The sequence below is a fragment of the Klebsiella sp. 10 genome, from assembly GCF_018223925.1.
Taxonomy (GTDB): domain Bacteria; phylum Pseudomonadota; class Gammaproteobacteria; order Enterobacterales; family Enterobacteriaceae; genus Klebsiella; species Klebsiella pneumoniae.
Window position 1 is genome coordinate 232,538 of the sequence record NZ_JAGRRB010000001.1, and the last position, 15,335, is coordinate 247,872.

Consider the following 15,335-nt stretch of genomic DNA (forward strand, 5'->3'; position numbering starts at 1 on the left):
CAGGTAGGCTGTCAAGCATCCATTAGCGAACGGGGAAAGAGGATGAACAGCAGCGGCAAGGTACTTATTCTGGGAGCAAGCGGGGGCATCGGTGGGGAAGTGGCGCGCCGGCTGGTGGCAGACAACTGGCAGGTTCGGGCGCTGAAGCGCGGCGCCCAGATACGTGATCCCGAAGATGGCATACAGTGGATAGCCGGCGACGCGCTGGATGGCGGCCAGGTCGCGGCGGCGGCTGCCGGTTGCGACGTCATCGTCCATGCGGTGAATCCGCCGGGCTACCGGCACTGGCGGCAACAAGTACTGCCTATGCTGCGCAACACCCTGCAGGCTGCCGAACGGCAGCGGGCGCTTGTAGTCCTGCCCGGCACGGTCTACAACTATGGACCGGATGCCTTTCCGCTGATTGCTGAAGAGGCCGCACAACAGCCGGTGACCCGCAAAGGCGCCATCCGGGTGGCGATGGAGCTGGCGCTGAAGGATTACGTGCAGCGCGGCGGCCGGGCGTTGATTGTTCGGGCGGGCGATTTTTTTGGTCCACGCGCCGGAAATAACTGGTTTTCGCAGGGGCTGGTCAAGCCTGGTCAGCTTCCCCGCATCATTAGCTACCCGGGGGCGATCGGCGTGGGGCATCAGTGGGCCTGGTTGCCCGACGTCGCCGCCACCATCGCCGCGCTGCTGGCCCGCAGGCGCGAGCTTGAGCCGTTCGCCCGCTTTCATATGCAGGGCCACTGGGACCCGGACGGCAGCGAAATGAGTCAGGCGATCCAGCGGGTGGTCGCCCGCTATGGCGGCAGGGCGGTAGTGAAGTCCTTTCCCTGGTGGCTGGTGAAGCTGGCGGCGCCCTTCAACGCCACCCTGCGCGAAATGGTCGAGATGCACTATCTCTGGCGTCTACCGGTACGCCTGCGCAACGATAAACTGGTTGATTTTTTAGGCGCGGAACCGCATACCCCGCTCGACAGCGCGGTTTATCAGACGCTGCAAGGCCTGGGTTGTCTGCCCGCCGGCGCGATAAACTCCGAGGCGTGACGCGGCGAAGCGGATCGCAAACCGGGGCGTTATTGTGACCAAATCATAATAACGTCACTCGTTGTCAAACGATAACGATCGCATTAAGCTAAACGAATGACGAAAAATACCCCCACCCCTGCAAGCCGTGGTCCCCATGACCACAGCGTTCGGGACCAGATTCTTGACGCGGCCATGGCGCACTTTAGTCGCTATGGCTATGAGAAAACGACGGTCACCGATCTCGCCAAAGCGATAGGCTTTTCCAAAGCCTATATCTATAAATTCTTTGACTCCAAGCAGGCGATTGGCGAGGCGATTTGCGCCAGCCGGCTGGAGAAGATCATGGTGGCCGTCAGCGAGGCCATCGCCGATGCGCCGTCCGCCAGCGAGAAACTGCGCCGCCTGTTGCGGGCGCTGACCGAGGCCGGCAGTGAACTGTTTTTCGAGGATCGCAAACTGTACGACATCGCCGCCGTCGCGGCGCGCGATAAATGGCCTTCAACGGAACAGTATGCCGGTCATCTGCAGCAGCTGATTGGTCAAATTCTTGTCGAAGGCCGCCAGGCGGGTGAGTTCGAGCGCAAAACCCCGCTGGATGAAGCGACCCTGGCGGTCTATATGGTGATGTGTCCTTTCATCAACCCGGTGCAGTTGCAATACAATCTCGACACCGCGCCCACCGCGGCGGTGCTGCTTGCCTCCCTGATCCTGAGAAGTCTCTCCCCCTGATTAGTGACTATTGACTTTATTGGTCACTAGTCTGAAAATGCGGTCACCATCCGGTCTTTTCATTAAGGTGACCCATGCTCAGGCTAAACGCCGTCCATCTTGCCGTCTGCCTCCTGCCGCTGGCCCTCGCGGGCTGCGGCGAACCTGCCGATCATGACGACCCCCGCATCCGGCCGCCGCTGGTCCGGGTGGCGACCGTCGAGCGCGCGGAGGCCGGCTCGCGGGCCTTTACCGGCGTGATAGTGGCCCGAACCCAAAGCGACCTCGGTTTCAGGGTGGCGGGAAAAGTGCTTGAACGGCGGGTGGAAACCGGGCAGAGCGTCAAGCGCGGTCAGCTGCTGCTGCGCCTGGATCCGGCTGATCTAGCCTTGCAGGCGCAGTCCCAACAGCGGGCCGTAGATGCCGCGCGGGCGCGAGCCAAAAAGGCGGCCAACGATCTGGCCCGCTATCGCGGCCTGGTGGCGAGCGGCGCCATCTCTGCCGCGGAATTCGACCAGATTAACGCGGCAGCAGAGGCGGCGAGAGCCGACCTCAGCGCGGCCCAGGCGCAGGCCAATGTGGCGCAAAACGCCACCGGCTATGCCGGACTGCTGGCGGATGCTGACGGCGTGGTAGTGGAAACCCTCGCTGAGCCGGGGCAGGTGGTCAGCGCCGGGCAGGTGGTGATCCGCCTGGCGCGGGCGGGGCAGCGCGAAGCGCGGGTGCAACTGCCGGAGACGCTGCGCCCGGCGGTCGGCAGCGAGGCGCTGGCGACACGCTATGGCAGCGAATCTCAGCCGGTCACGGCGACCATGCGCCTGCTTTCGGACGCGGCTGACGCCACCACCCGCACCTTTGAAGCGCGCTATGTACTGAACGGCGCGCTGGCGAATGCCCCGCTGGGGTCTACCGTGACCCTGCGCATCGGCAACGACCAGGCGCCAGGCCAGGTGCTGGCGGTGCCCCTGGCGTCGGTCTACGATCCGGGTAACGGCCCTGGCGTCTGGCGCATTGCCTCTCGTCCGGCCACCGTCTCCTGGCAACCGGTGACCGTGCTCGGCCTGGATGATGAAACCGCGCGGGTGACCGGCCCGCTGAAGCCCGGCGAGCCGATCGTCGCCCTGGGCGCCCATCTTCTGCACCAGGGCGAGGCGGTACGTCTGGCGGAACGACGCGAGCATAATGCCGCCGGGAGCCAGCCATGAGCGCCGGGCGTTTTAATCTCTCCGCGCTGGCCGTCCGCGAGCGGTCGGTGACCCTGTTTTTGATTATCCTTATCTCCGTCGCCGGGCTGGTGGCGTTCTTCGGACTCGGGCGAGCGGAAGATCCGCCCTTTACGGTCAAGCAAATGACGGTCATTACCGTCTGGCCCGGCGCCACCGCGCAGGAGATGCAGGATCAGGTCGCCGAGCCGCTGGAAAAACGGCTCCAGGAGTTAAAGTGGTACGATCGCACGGAGACCTATACCCGCCCTGGCATGGCGTTGATCACCCTGTCGCTGCAGGATCAGACCCCGCCTTCCGAGGTGCCGGAGCAGTTTTATCAGGCGCGCAAGAAGCTGGGCGACGAGGCGAAAAATCTGCCTGCCGGCGTCTCCGGCCCGATGATGAATGACGAATTCGCCGACGTCACCTTTGCGATCTTTGCCCTGAAGGCGCGGGGAGAGCCGCCGCGGAAGCTGGTGCGTGACGCTGAAGCCCTGCGCCAGCAGCTGCTGCATGTATCCGGGGTGAAAAAAGTGAATATCCTCGGCGAACAGGCGGAGCGCATTTATCTCTCGTTTTCTCATGATCGTCTCGCCACCCTGGGCCTTTCGCCAGAGGCGATTTTTGCCGCGCTGAACAGCCAGAATGTGCTGACCGCCGCCGGGGCCATTGAGACCCGGGGCGGGCAGATCTTTATCCGCCTCGATGGGGCGTTTGACCGCCTGCAGCAGATCCGCGACACGCCGATTATTGCCGGGGGCAGAACGCTGAAACTGGCCGATGTCGCCACGGTTGAGCGAGGGTATGAAGATCCCGCGACCTTCCTGATCCGCCATCAGGGCGAACCGGCGCTGCTGCTGGGGGTGGTGATGCGCGAGGGCTGGAATGGTCTGGCGCTGGGAAAAGCGCTGGATGCCGAAACGGCCAGCATCAATCAGAGCCTGCCGCTCGGCATGTCGTTGACCAAGGTGACCGATCAGTCGGTGAATATCAGCGCCGCGGTCGATGAGTTCATGATCAAATTCTTTGTCGCCCTGCTGGTGGTGATGACGGTGTGCTTTGTCAGCATGGGGTGGCGCGTGGGCGTGGTGGTCGCGGCGGCGGTGCCTTTAACCCTCGCCGTGGTGTTTGTGGTGATGGAGGCGACCGGCAAAAACTTCGACCGCATCACTCTCGGCTCGCTGATCCTCGCCCTGGGGCTGCTGGTGGATGATGCCATCATTGCCATCGAAATGATGGTGGTAAAAATGGAGGAGGGGTACGACCGCCTCAAAGCCTCGGCCTATGCCTGGAGCCATACCGCGGCGCCCATGCTGGCCGGTACCCTGGTGACGGCCGTGGGTTTTATGCCTAATGGATTTGCGCAGTCCACCGCCGGGGAGTACGCCAGCAATGTGTTCTGGATCGTCGGTATCGCGCTGATTGCCTCCTGGATTGTGGCGGTGATTTTTACCCCCTGGCTGGGGGTGCACCTGTTGCCGGACAGAAAACCCGCGGCGGCCGGCCACGCCGCGCTGTATGACACCCCGCGCTATCAGCGCTTCCGTCGGCTGCTGACCCGGGTTATTGTTCACAAATGGCGCGTGGCCGCCGGGGTGGTGGCGCTGTTTATCGTGGCGATCCTGGGCATGAGCGTGGTGAAAAAGCAGTTTTTCCCCACCTCCGATCGTCCGGAAGTGCTGGTTGAAGTGCAGCTGCCTTACGGGTCGTCGATTAGCCAGACCAGCGCCGCGGCGGCGAAAATTGAGCACTGGCTGCAGCGGCAGCCGGAGGCGAAGATTGTCACCAGCTATATCGGCCAGGGCGCGCCGCGCTTTTACCTGGCGATGGCTCCGGAATTGCCCGATCCCTCCTTCGCCAAACTGGTGGTGTTGACCGACGGGCAGGGTGCCCGCGAGGCGCTCAAGCGGCGGCTGCGGGAGGCGGTGGCCAATGGCCTGGCGCCGGAGGCGCGGGTGCGCGTCACTCAGCTGGTGTTTGGCCCTTATTCGCCTTATCCGGTCGCCTGGCGGGTGATGGGGCCCGATCCGCACGCTCTGCTCGACATCGCCGAGCGGGTTAAATCGGTGCTGCAGGCCAGTCCGCTGATGCGCACCGTCAATACCGACTGGGGTTCGCGGGTACCGGTGATGCATTTCAGCCTCAATCAGGACCGGCTGCAGGCGAGCGGACTCAGCTCCCAGTCCGTCGCCCAGCAGCTGCAGTTCCTGCTGTCAGGGATCCCGATCACCACCGTCCGGGAAGATATTCGCGCCGTGCAGGTGATCGGCCGCGCGGCGGGCGACATCCGTCTGGATCCGGCGAAAATCGCCGACTTCACCCTGGTGGGCAGCGGCGGGCAGCGGGTTCCCTTGTCACAGATTGGCGACGTGTCGATCAGGATGGAGGACCCGCTGCTTCGCCGTCGCGACCGCACGCCGACCATCACCGTCCGCGGAGATGTTGCGGAGAACCTGCAGCCGCCGGATGTCTCCACCGCGCTGATGAAGCCGCTGCAGCCCATTATCGACTCGCTGCCGCCTGGCTATCGCATCGAGACGGCGGGGTCGATTGAGGAATCCGGCAAGGCCACCCGGGCGATGGTGCCGTTATTTCCGATAATGATCGCCCTCACGCTGCTGATCATTATCCTGCAGGTGCGTTCGCTGTCGGCGATGGTCATGGTTTTCCTGACCGCGCCGCTGGGGCTGATTGGCGTGGTCCCGACGCTGCTGCTGTTCAATCAGCCGTTTGGCATCAATGCCTTGGTGGGCCTGATCGCCCTGTCGGGGATCCTGATGCGCAATACGCTGATCCTGATTGGCCAAATCCATCATAACCAACAGGCGGGGCTCGATCCGTTCCACGCGGTGGTGGAGGCGACGGTGCAGCGCGCCCGCCCGGTTCTGCTGACCGCGCTGGCGGCGATCCTGGCGTTCATTCCGCTCACTCATTCGGTCTTCTGGGGAACGCTCGCCTATACGCTGATTGGCGGGACGCTGGGGGGAACCATCATGACCCTTATCTTCCTGCCGGCCATGTACGCGATCTGGTTCCGCATCCGCCCGGAGAACACGGTACAGCAGACAGAGTTGCACCTTCAGAGGTAATTCCACTTTGCCGGACCTGGGCGAGGCACATGGCCAGGCCAGGTCCCGGGCAGCGTCAGGCGGGTAAGGATACCGGCACCGCATGAGTGCGGTGTTGATCCTGTTCGAGGCGATCAAGGCAATCGAGGCTGATGGCCGATGGCGAGGTCGCGCCGGTGAGGGTCATGGTAACCTTCATATCCTCGGCAAATAAGCGCAGCAGATGCGCCACGCCCGCTTCGCCCGCCGCGGCCAGGGCATAAATATAGGCCCGACCGAGCAGCACGCCTTTCGCGCCGAGGGCCAGCAGACGTATAACGTCCACGCCGGAGCGCACCCCGGAATCGGCAAGCACTGTCAGATCGTCGCCGACCGCATCCACCACCCTGGGCAGCGCCCGGGCGGTGGGGATGGCGCCATCGAGCTGTCTGCCGCCATGATTTGACACCACAATACCATCGGCGCCCAGCCGCACGGCATTGCGCGCATCGTCGGCATCGAGGATCCCTTTGATGATTAATTTTCCTTGCCAGCTGTCGCGGATCCACTCCAGATCGTGCCAGGCGATGGACGGGTCGAAGTTGTTGCTGATGAACCCCATATAGTCGTCCATGGTCATTTTGTGGCCGGTGTAGGCTTCGATATTACCAAACGACAGGGGTCTGCCCGCCAGCCCGACGTTCATCGCCCAGTGCGGATGGGTGCAAGCCTGGAGATATTGTCGCAGGGTGGCGTGCGGCCCGGACATCCCTGAGCGGTTATCGCGATACCGCGAGCCGGGGATTGGCATATCGACGGTAAATACCAGGGTTTTCATGCCAGCGGCCCAGGCGCGCTCCAGCGCGTTACGCATATAGCCGCGATCTTTGAGTACGTACAGCTGGGACCAGAGCGCGCCGCTGGCGTGGCTCGCCACCTCTTCAATCGAGCAGACCGACACGGTGGATAAGGTGTACGGGATCCCGGCGCGGGAGGCGGCGCGGGCCGCCTGGACTTCGCCGCGGCGGGCGTACATCCCGGTGGCGCCGACGGGCCCCAGCGCCACGGGCATCGCCCATGGGGCATCAAGGATCGTGGTCGCCAGCGTCGGTTCGCCGGCCCCGCACAGTACGCGCTGGCGAAGAGCTACCGAGGCAAGCTCGGCGGCGTTGGCGTTCATGGTGTTTTCCGCCACCGCGCCACCGTCAATATAATCGAAAAGGAAGCGGGGCAGACGACGACGAGCGGCTTCGCGATAATCGCTGGGGGCTGAAACAATCATTATTATGTCCTTATGTTTTTTAACCTTAGTGGATGTTCTGCAGGTAAAAAAACTATAGGCCTCTAAAAACCGGCGAGGAAATGAAATATTAGCATTCCAGCTATTCCCTGCTGGAATAATCTGGTTTTATCGCTGAGGCTGCTATTTCCTTTTTTTACTCTTCGGCGCGCGCGTTATTTTTATTTATTTCCGCGCAACGTGAAGCTGGCAAAATAAAGACCCGGTATGAGGCGACAGCGCTTTGCGCCATCGCCACCAGGGGGAAGGAGAGGTCAGTGCGGCGCCTGCGTTTTCCGGGAGGTGTAAAGAAGATGAATTTGAAATTGAGCAGATGGTATCTTTTGCTAGCCTTTCTGAGGAGGGCAGACGGAGCGACACCATGAAAGATAAAGATGAACAAACGGCATTGATTGGCATGGCCATCGGCGCGGCGGTCATTAGCTTAGTGGCTACACAAAAGCAGATTAATCAGGGGAGTATCGTGGATGAACTGGTGAGGCTGGGCAGACAGAAGGGGGACGGGGTAGAGGATGAGGTCTTTGTCCAGGCCGCCCGGCTGGTGAGTAAAGGCACCTAGCCAGCCGGTATCCCGCCTGGCAGCCCCGTTTGCCCGTTTTATTTTGGTTTTTATTTCCCGAACGCGGCCAGGCGAGCGGCGCTTATCCCTTTCCTGAAGCGTTACCGGCGGGCGCTTTCACTACCCGCTTTTTGCTAGCGCATGGCCGGGGCCGCGCCCCGCGCTGGCATGGTCTTTCTGTTACGTTGTCACTTTATGCTCGCCTGCAAAGGATAACCAGCAAGGTGGTCTGCCGCTATTGCATAAATCGGTATTTTCGATACATCTTTGCCATTGCGTGCGGAGATAGAATGATTTCAAAATAACATATTATAAATCAATCGATTAAGTTCTATTTGCACGCCCTGATAATCCCCGGGCGAGGGTCTATGCTTATAAAAAGCACTAAATGAGGCAATACCCCTGCTGCAGAAGGGTTGAAGTGATAATCATTATCACTAACATGGCGGTATGCCTTGATGGCGCCAACCTGGAGGTCTATCGATGGAAGTACAAGCAGGAACTTTTAATCCCGCCGATTTCAGCTGGCAGGGACTGACCATGACGCCGGCCGCTGCCGCGCATATCCGCGATCTGATGCGCAAGCAGCCGGATAAGAAAGGGCTGCGGCTGGGCATTAAAACCAGCGGCTGCGCCGGTTTTGGCTATGTGCTCGAAATGATTGCCGAGCCGGCGCCCGACGATCTGCTCTTTGAATCTGACGGGGCGAAGCTGTTTGCGCCGCTGCAGGCGATGCCGTTCATCGACGGCACCGAGCTGGATTATGTCCGGGAAGGTTTAAATGAAATCTTTAAATTTCATAACCCGAAAGCGCAGCATGAGTGCGGCTGCGGCGAAAGTTTTGGGGTGCAGGCGGAGTAACTATGTCGCGTAATACTGAAGCAACTGACGATGTCAAAACCTGGACCGGCGGCCCGCTCAACTACAAAGAGGGCTTTTTTACTCGCCTGCAAACCGATGAGCTGGCCAAAGGCATTAATGAAGAAGTCGTTCGGGCTATCTCGGCTCGCCGCAATGAGCCGCAGTGGATGTTGGAGTTTCGTCTGAATGCCTACCGGGCGTGGCTGGAAATGGAGGAGCCGCACTGGCTGAAAGCGCATTACGATAAGCTGAATTATCAGGATTACAGCTACTATTCCGCGCCCTCCTGCGGCAACTGCGATGAGACCTGCGCCTCCGAGCCTGGCGCGGTGCAGCAGACCGGGGCCAATACCTTTCTGACCAGCGAGGTGGAAGAAGCCTTTAACCAGCTTGGCGTGCCGGTACGCGAAGGGCGCGAGGTGGCGGTGGACGCGATATTTGACTCGGTGTCGGTGGCGACCACCTACCGAGAAAAGCTGGCCGAGCAGGGGATCATCTTCTGTTCTTTCGGCGAGGCGATCCACGACCATCCGGAACTGGTGAAAAAGTATCTGGGCACCGTAGTGCCGGGTAATGACAACTTCTTTGCCGCGCTGAACGCCGCGGTGGCTTCGGACGGCACCTTTATCTATGTGCCGAAAGGCGTCCGCTGCCCGATGGAGCTGTCCACCTATTTCCGTATCAACGCCGAAAAGACCGGACAGTTTGAACGCACCATTCTGGTGGCCGATGAAGGCAGCTACGTCAGCTATATTGAAGGCTGCTCGGCGCCGGTGCGCGACAGCTATCAGCTGCATGCCGCGGTCGTTGAAGTCATCATCCATAAAGACGCGGAAGTGAAATACTCCACGGTGCAGAACTGGTTCCCCGGCGATAACAACACCGGCGGGATCCTCAACTTCGTCACCAAGCGCGCCCTGTGTGAAGGGGAGAACAGCAAAATGTCATGGACCCAGTCGGAAACCGGCTCGGCCATCACCTGGAAATACCCCAGCTGCATCCTGCGCGGCGATAACTCGATCGGCGAATTCTTTTCGGTGGCGCTGACCAGCGGCCATCAGCAGGCGGACACCGGCACCAAAATGATCCATATCGGCAAGAACACCCGCTCGACCATTATCTCGAAAGGGATCTCCGCCGGACACAGTCAGAACAGCTATCGCGGGCTGGTCAAAATCATGCCGACCGCCACCAACGCCCGCAACTATACCCAGTGCGATTCGATGCTGATCGGCCCGGACTGCGGGGCGCATACCTTCCCGTATGTTGAATGCCGCAACAACAGCGCCCAGCTGGAGCACGAGGCGACCACCTCGCGGATTGGCGAAGATCAATTGTTCTACTGCCTGCAGCGCGGGATCAGCGAAGACGATGCTATCTCGATGATCGTCAACGGTTTCTGTAAAGACGTCTTCTCCGAGCTGCCGCTGGAGTTCGCTGTAGAGGCGCAAAAATTGCTGGCCATTAGCCTTGAACATAGCGTCGGCTGATAATTAAGGAAAAAAGATGTTAAGTATTCAAGATTTACACGTCGCCGTCGAAGATAAAGCGATCCTGCGCGGGCTGAACCTTGACGTGCGCCCGGGAGAGGTCCACGCCATTATGGGGCCGAACGGCTCAGGCAAAAGTACGCTTTCGGCCACCCTGGCCGGGCGTGAAGATTATGAGGTGACTGGCGGTCGCGTCGAATTTAAGGGCAAAAACCTGCTCGAACTCGCTGCGGAAGATCGCGCCGGGGAAGGTATCTTTATGGCCTTCCAGTATCCGGTAGAGATCCCCGGCGTCAGCAACCAGTTCTTCCTGCAGACTGCGCTGAATGCCGTGCGCAACTATCGTGGCCAGGAGGCGCTGGATCGTTTCGATTTCCAGGACTTAATGGAAGAAAAGATCAAGCTGCTGCAGATGCCGGAAGATCTCCTGACCCGCTCGGTGAACGTTGGCTTCTCCGGCGGTGAGAAAAAGCGCAACGATATTCTGCAAATGGCGGTGCTTGAGCCGGAGCTGTGCATTCTCGATGAATCGGATTCGGGGTTGGATATCGATGCCCTGAAAATCGTCTCGCAGGGAGTGAATGCCCTGCGCGACGGCAAACGCGCCTTTATCATTGTCACCCACTATCAGCGCATCCTTGACTATATCAAGCCGGACTATGTCCATGTGCTGTATCAGGGGCGGATTGTGAAGTCGGGCGATTTCACTCTGGTCAAACAGCTGGAGGAGCAGGGCTATGGCTGGCTTACCGAACAGCAGTAACGCGCTGCAGCAGTGGCACCATCTGTTTGAAGCGCAGGGCGGCCCGCGTACCCCGGAGGCCAGTCAGCATCTGCAGCAGCTGCTGCGCCTTGGGCTGCCGACGCGCAAGCACGAGGACTGGAAATACACTCCGCTGGATGCCCTACTTAACGGTCGCTTTGTCGCCGATGAGGGAGCCTCTCTCAGTGCTGAACAGCGTGATGCGCTGGCGCTGCCGCTGGACGCCTGGCGGCTGGTGTTTATCGATGGCCGCTATCATCCTCAGCTGAGCGACGAGCTTGCCGCCAGCGGCGTGGAGGTCAGTGTCGATAATCAGCGCCACCATCTGCCGGATGCCCTGCAGCCGGAGGTGTTTCTCCATCTGACCGAAAGCCTGGCCCAGACGGTGACCCGCATTCGCGTGCCGCGCAACCGCCGCCTGGATAAACCGCTGCTGCTGATGCATATCACCAGTGGCCTGGCCGGCGATGCGCTGAATACCGCCCACTATCGCCATCACCTGGCGCTGGAGAGCGGGGCGGAGGCGACGATTGTCGAGCATTACCTGAGCCTCAATGAACAGCCGCATTTCACCGGCGGGCGATTGACCATGACGGTGGCCGATAACGCGCACCTCCAGCATATCAAGCTGGCATTTGAGAATGCCCGCAGCTATCACTTCGCCCATAACGACCTGCTGCTGGGCCGCGACGCCTCGGCCTTCAGCAGCAGTTTCCTGCTTGGCGGCCAGGTGCTGCGTCACCAGACCAGCACCCGCCTGGGCGGCGAAAACAGCAACCTGCGCCTCAATTCGCTGGCGATGCCGGTGAAAAATGAGGTCTGCGATAGCCGCACCTGGCTCGACCATCAGGTCGGCTACTGCACCAGCCGCCAGCTGCACAAAACCATCGTCAGCGATAAGGGGCGGGCGGTGTTTAACGGGCTGATCAACGTCGCGCCGCTCGCGCTGAAAACCGACGGTCAGATGACCAACAATAATTTGCTGCTCGGGCGGCTGGCGGAGGTCGACACCAAACCGCAGCTGGAAATTTACGCCGATGACGTGAAATGCAGCCACGGGGCGACGGTGGGGCGCATTGACGAAGAGCAGCTGTTCTATCTGCGCTCGCGCGGTATCGAACAGCAGGCGGCGCAGCAGATGATCCTCTACGCCTTCGCCGCCGAGCTCACCGAGGCTATCCGCAGCGACGCGCTCAGAGAGCAGGTGCTGGCGCGTATTGGACAGCGTTTGCCGGGAGGCACAGTATGACATTTTCAGTAGAACAGGTTCGCGCCGATTTTCCGGTACTGAACCGGGAGGTCAACGGTCAGCCGCTGGTCTATCTCGACAGCGCCGCCAGCGCCCAGAAGCCGGAGGCAGTGATCGGCGCCGAAGCGGAATTCTATCGCCACGGCTACGCGGCGGTGCACCGCGGCATCCATACCCTCAGCGCGGAAGCCACCGCGCGGATGGAAGCCGTGCGTCAACAGGCGGCCACCTTCCTTAACGCCGGGTCGGCGGAGGAAGTGGTGTTCGTCCGCGGCACCACCGAGGGTATCAACCTGGTGGCCAACAGCTGGGGAAACGCCAACGTCGGCGCCGGGGATAACATCATCATCAGCGAAATGGAGCACCACGCCAATATTGTGCCGTGGCAGATGCTCTGCGCCCGCGTCGGGGCTGAGCTGCGGGTGATCCCCCTGAACCCGGACGGTACGCTGCAACTGGATGTTGTCCCGGGACTGTTTGACCCGCGCACCCGCCTGCTGGCGATAACCGAGGTCTCCAACGTGCTGGGGACGGAAAACCCGCTGGCGGCGCTGATTGCTCTTGCGCATCAGCATGGCGCGAAAGTGCTGGTGGATGGCGCCCAGGCGGTGATGCACCACCCGGTGGACGTCCAGGCGCTGGGCTGCGATTTTTATGTTTTCTCCGCCCACAAGCTGTACGGGCCGACCGGGATCGGCGTGCTCTACGCCCGGTCCGAGCTGCTGCAGACGATGGCGCCTTGGGAAGGGGGCGGGTCGATGATCGCCACCGTCAGCCTGACGGAGGGCACCACCTGGAATCAGGCGCCGTGGCGCTTTGAGGCCGGCACGCCGAATACCGGGGGGATCATTGGCCTCGGCGCGGCGCTGACCTACGTCAGCCAGCTGGGACTGACGCAGATTGCCGAGTATGAGCAGACGCTGATGCGCTACGCGCTCGATGCCCTGCGCGCGGTACCGGATCTGATCCTTTACGGCCCGGCGCAGCGTAAAGGGGTAATTGCTTTCAACCTCGGTCAGCATCACGCCTATGACGTCGGCAGCTTCCTTGATAACTACGGGATCGCCGTGCGGACCGGACACCACTGCGCGATGCCGTTGATGGCCCGGTATCAGGTACCGGCTATGTGTCGGGCATCGCTGGCGATGTACAATACCACGGAAGAGGTGGACCGCCTGGTGGCCGGCCTCCAGCGGATCCGCAAACTGTTAGGGTAAAGGACGGGACAATGGCGGCACTACCGGACAAAGACAAACTGTTGCGTAACTTTAGCCGTTGCGCCAACTGGGAAGAGAAGTATCTCTATATCATCGAGCTTGGCCAGCGTCTGGCGCCGCTAAGCCCGGAAGAACATAGCGTGCAGAACATTATTCAGGGCTGTCAAAGCCAGGTCTGGATCGTGATGGACCAGGATCCCACAGGCGTGATCACCCTGCGCGGCGATAGCGATGCGGCGATCGTCAAGGGTCTGATAGCGGTGGTGTTTATCCTCTATGACCGGATGACCGCTCAGGACATCACCGAGTTCGACGTGCGTCCGTGGTTTGAAAAAATGGCGCTCACCCAGCATCTCACCCCCTCCCGCTCGCAAGGCCTCGAAGCCATGATCCGCGCGATACGCGCGAAAGCGGCAAATATTAGCTAGAATAAACAGGTAGATTTCATTCTGTTACGTCCGGCAGGGCGCTGACCCTGCCGCCGTTCAGTCTCCTGGCGTTTTATCAGCGAAAGAAGGAATCTCAGTATGAAACGCAAAACGATGATCACCTTAGCCCTTCTCAGCGCCCTTGGCGCCTCCACGGCCGCCTGGGCCGTTGATTACCCGCTTCCTCCCGCCAACAGTCGGCTGATTGGTCAGAATCAGTACTGGACGGTCCAGGAGGGAGATCGCAACCTGCAGGCGATTGCGCGCCATTTCGATACCGCGGCGATGCTGATCCTCGAAGCCAACGATACGATTGCACCAGTGCAGCCGAAGCCCGGCACTCAGGTCCTTATCCCTTCTCAGATGCTGCTGCCCGACGTGCCGAGGGAGGGCATTGTCGTCAACCTCGCCGAACTGCGGCTGTATTACTTCCCGCCGGGAGAGAATCAGGTGCAGGTCTATCCGCTGGGCATTGGCCAGTTAGGTCTGGAAACGCCGGAGATGACCACCCGCGTGGGGCAGAAGATCCCTAACCCTACCTGGACGCCTACCGCCGGCATCCGCGCGCGCTCGCTGGAGAAAGGGGTGACGCTGCCAGCGGTGGTCCCGGCCGGACCGAACAATCCCCTGGGCCGCTATGCGCTGCGTCTGGCCTACGGTAACGGTGAATATCTCATCCACGGAACTAACGCCCCAGACAGCGTTGGTCTGCGCGTCAGCTCGGGCTGTATGCGGATGAACGCTGATGACATCAAAGCGCTGTTCAGCCAGGTGAAAACCGGGACGCCGGTACGGATTATCAATCAGCCGGTGAAGTTTGCCGTCGAGCCGGATGGTAAACGCTATGTCGAAGTCCACAGGCCGCTTTCGCAGACCGAAGGGGAAAACACCCGGACCATCGCTTACACGCTGCCAGCGGCGTTTCACGCCTTCGCAGAGGATAAAGCAGTGGATGACCTGCAGTTGAAAAAAGCGATGTCGAGAAGGGCGGGGTATCCGGTGGTGGTGTCGGCGGGGGCAGGTAGCACGGCGACGTCGCTGTCGGCGCAGAATAGTTCGTCTGACAACGGTCTGCTTACCCAATAGCCCTCATGCTGAGGGCAAAAAAAATGGCGCACAGAGTGCGCCATTTTTATTACCAGAACTCTTACTTACGGTAAGAGTGAGCCTGGTTGTCCAGACGCTGGTTAGCGCGAGCTGCGTCGTCTTTAGCAGCCTGAACGTCGGAACGCATTGCGTTCACGTCGTTGCTCAGCTGGTCAACTTTAGCGTTCAGAGTCTGAACGTCAGAAGACAGCTGATCGATTTTAGCATTGCTGGAGCAACCAGCCAGCAGAGTAGAACCCAGGATTACCGCGCCCAGTACCAGTTTAGTACGATTCATTATTAATACCCTCTAGATTGAGTTAATCTCCATGTAGCGTTACAAGTATTACACAAAGTTTTTTGGGATGAGAATATTTTTTTTACCTGAACGCACTTATTTTTGATCGTTCG

The 15,335-nt window shown here is 60.5% G+C and carries 14 protein-coding genes and 1 pseudogene; 12 read left to right on the plus strand and 3 right to left on the minus strand.

The window, feature by feature from the left end; all coding sequences use genetic code 11:
- The first annotated feature begins 42 nt into the window (after window positions 1-42).
- The 4 genes from KHQ26_RS01180 (at window position 43) to KHQ26_RS01195 (ending at window position 6,013) form a co-directional block, all read left to right on the plus strand.
- Window positions 43-1,029 (plus strand): NAD-dependent epimerase/dehydratase family protein, encoded by a 987-nt coding sequence (locus KHQ26_RS01180; RefSeq protein WP_004175654.1) that lies wholly within the window; start codon window positions 43-45, stop codon window positions 1,027-1,029.
- A gap of 96 nt (window positions 1,030-1,125) precedes the next feature.
- Entirely contained in the window at window positions 1,126-1,740 is a 615-nt protein-coding gene (locus tag KHQ26_RS01185) for a TetR/AcrR family transcriptional regulator (RefSeq protein WP_004175655.1), read from the plus strand.
- A gap of 74 nt (window positions 1,741-1,814) precedes the next feature.
- Window positions 1,815-2,924: an efflux RND transporter periplasmic adaptor subunit gene (locus tag KHQ26_RS01190; RefSeq protein ID WP_004175656.1), complete on the plus strand. Its 1,110-nt coding sequence runs from the start codon at window positions 1,815-1,817 to the stop codon at window positions 2,922-2,924.
- Window positions 2,921-6,013: an efflux RND transporter permease subunit gene (locus tag KHQ26_RS01195; protein WP_004175657.1), complete on the plus strand. Its 3,093-nt coding sequence runs from the start codon at window positions 2,921-2,923 to the stop codon at window positions 6,011-6,013. The genes KHQ26_RS01190 and KHQ26_RS01195 overlap by 4 nt, the downstream gene beginning before the upstream one ends.
- 55 nt (window positions 6,014-6,068) lie before the next feature.
- On the opposite strand, the gene lldD is transcribed toward KHQ26_RS01195, so the two are convergent.
- The gene (gene lldD / locus KHQ26_RS01200) at window positions 6,069-7,253 is read right to left on the minus strand and encodes an FMN-dependent L-lactate dehydrogenase LldD (RefSeq protein WP_004175658.1); all 1,185 of its coding nucleotides are present in this window, start codon (window positions 7,251-7,253) and stop codon (window positions 6,069-6,071) included.
- 288 nt (window positions 7,254-7,541) lie between these two features.
- Window positions 7,542-7,634, minus strand: a pseudogene (locus KHQ26_RS01205) (hypothetical protein); the annotation flags it as partial.
- On the opposite strand from KHQ26_RS01205, the gene KHQ26_RS01210 reads away from it, so the two are divergent.
- The 8 genes from KHQ26_RS01210 (at window position 7,633) to ldtE (ending at window position 14,924) form a co-directional block, all read left to right on the plus strand.
- Complete coding sequence (locus tag KHQ26_RS01210; protein ID WP_002908880.1) at window positions 7,633-7,830, plus strand: hypothetical protein; 198 nt, start codon at window positions 7,633-7,635, stop codon at window positions 7,828-7,830. The pseudogene KHQ26_RS01205 and the gene KHQ26_RS01210 sit on opposite strands and share 2 nt — an antisense overlap.
- Window positions 7,831-8,313: 483 nt before the next feature.
- Window positions 8,314-8,691, plus strand: a complete 378-nt coding sequence (sufA, locus tag KHQ26_RS01215; protein WP_004143232.1) for a Fe-S cluster assembly scaffold SufA — start codon at window positions 8,314-8,316, stop codon at window positions 8,689-8,691.
- Window positions 8,692-8,693: 2 nt separating this feature from the next.
- Window positions 8,694-10,181 (plus strand): Fe-S cluster assembly protein SufB, encoded by a 1,488-nt coding sequence (sufB, locus tag KHQ26_RS01220; RefSeq protein WP_002908877.1) that lies wholly within the window; start codon window positions 8,694-8,696, stop codon window positions 10,179-10,181.
- A gap of 16 nt (window positions 10,182-10,197) precedes the next feature.
- Window positions 10,198-10,944, plus strand: coding sequence for a Fe-S cluster assembly ATPase SufC (sufC, locus tag KHQ26_RS01225; RefSeq protein ID WP_020803575.1), 747 nt, complete (start codon window positions 10,198-10,200; stop codon window positions 10,942-10,944).
- The gene (gene sufD, locus KHQ26_RS01230; RefSeq protein ID WP_004212487.1) at window positions 10,919-12,193 is read left to right on the plus strand and encodes a Fe-S cluster assembly protein SufD; all 1,275 of its coding nucleotides are present in this window, start codon (window positions 10,919-10,921) and stop codon (window positions 12,191-12,193) included. The genes sufC and sufD overlap by 26 nt, the downstream gene beginning before the upstream one ends.
- Window positions 12,190-13,410 carry a cysteine desulfurase SufS gene (gene sufS, locus KHQ26_RS01235; RefSeq protein ID WP_002908867.1) on the plus strand — a complete coding sequence of 407 codons (1,221 nt, stop codon included), beginning with the start codon at window positions 12,190-12,192 and terminating at the stop codon, window positions 13,408-13,410. The genes sufD and sufS overlap by 4 nt, the downstream gene beginning before the upstream one ends.
- Before the next feature lie 11 nt (window positions 13,411-13,421).
- Window positions 13,422-13,838 (plus strand): cysteine desulfuration protein SufE, encoded by a 417-nt coding sequence (gene sufE, locus KHQ26_RS01240; RefSeq protein ID WP_002908865.1) that lies wholly within the window; start codon window positions 13,422-13,424, stop codon window positions 13,836-13,838.
- 99 nt (window positions 13,839-13,937) lie between these two features.
- Window positions 13,938-14,924 (plus strand): L,D-transpeptidase LdtE, encoded by a 987-nt coding sequence (gene ldtE / locus KHQ26_RS01245; protein ID WP_004143241.1) that lies wholly within the window; start codon window positions 13,938-13,940, stop codon window positions 14,922-14,924.
- Between the two features lie 61 nt (window positions 14,925-14,985).
- On the opposite strand, the gene KHQ26_RS01250 is transcribed toward ldtE, so the two are convergent.
- Window positions 14,986-15,222 carry a major outer membrane lipoprotein gene (locus KHQ26_RS01250; protein WP_002908860.1) on the minus strand — a complete coding sequence of 79 codons (237 nt, stop codon included), beginning with the start codon at window positions 15,220-15,222 and terminating at the stop codon, window positions 14,986-14,988.
- Window positions 15,223-15,335: the final 113 nt, after the last annotated feature.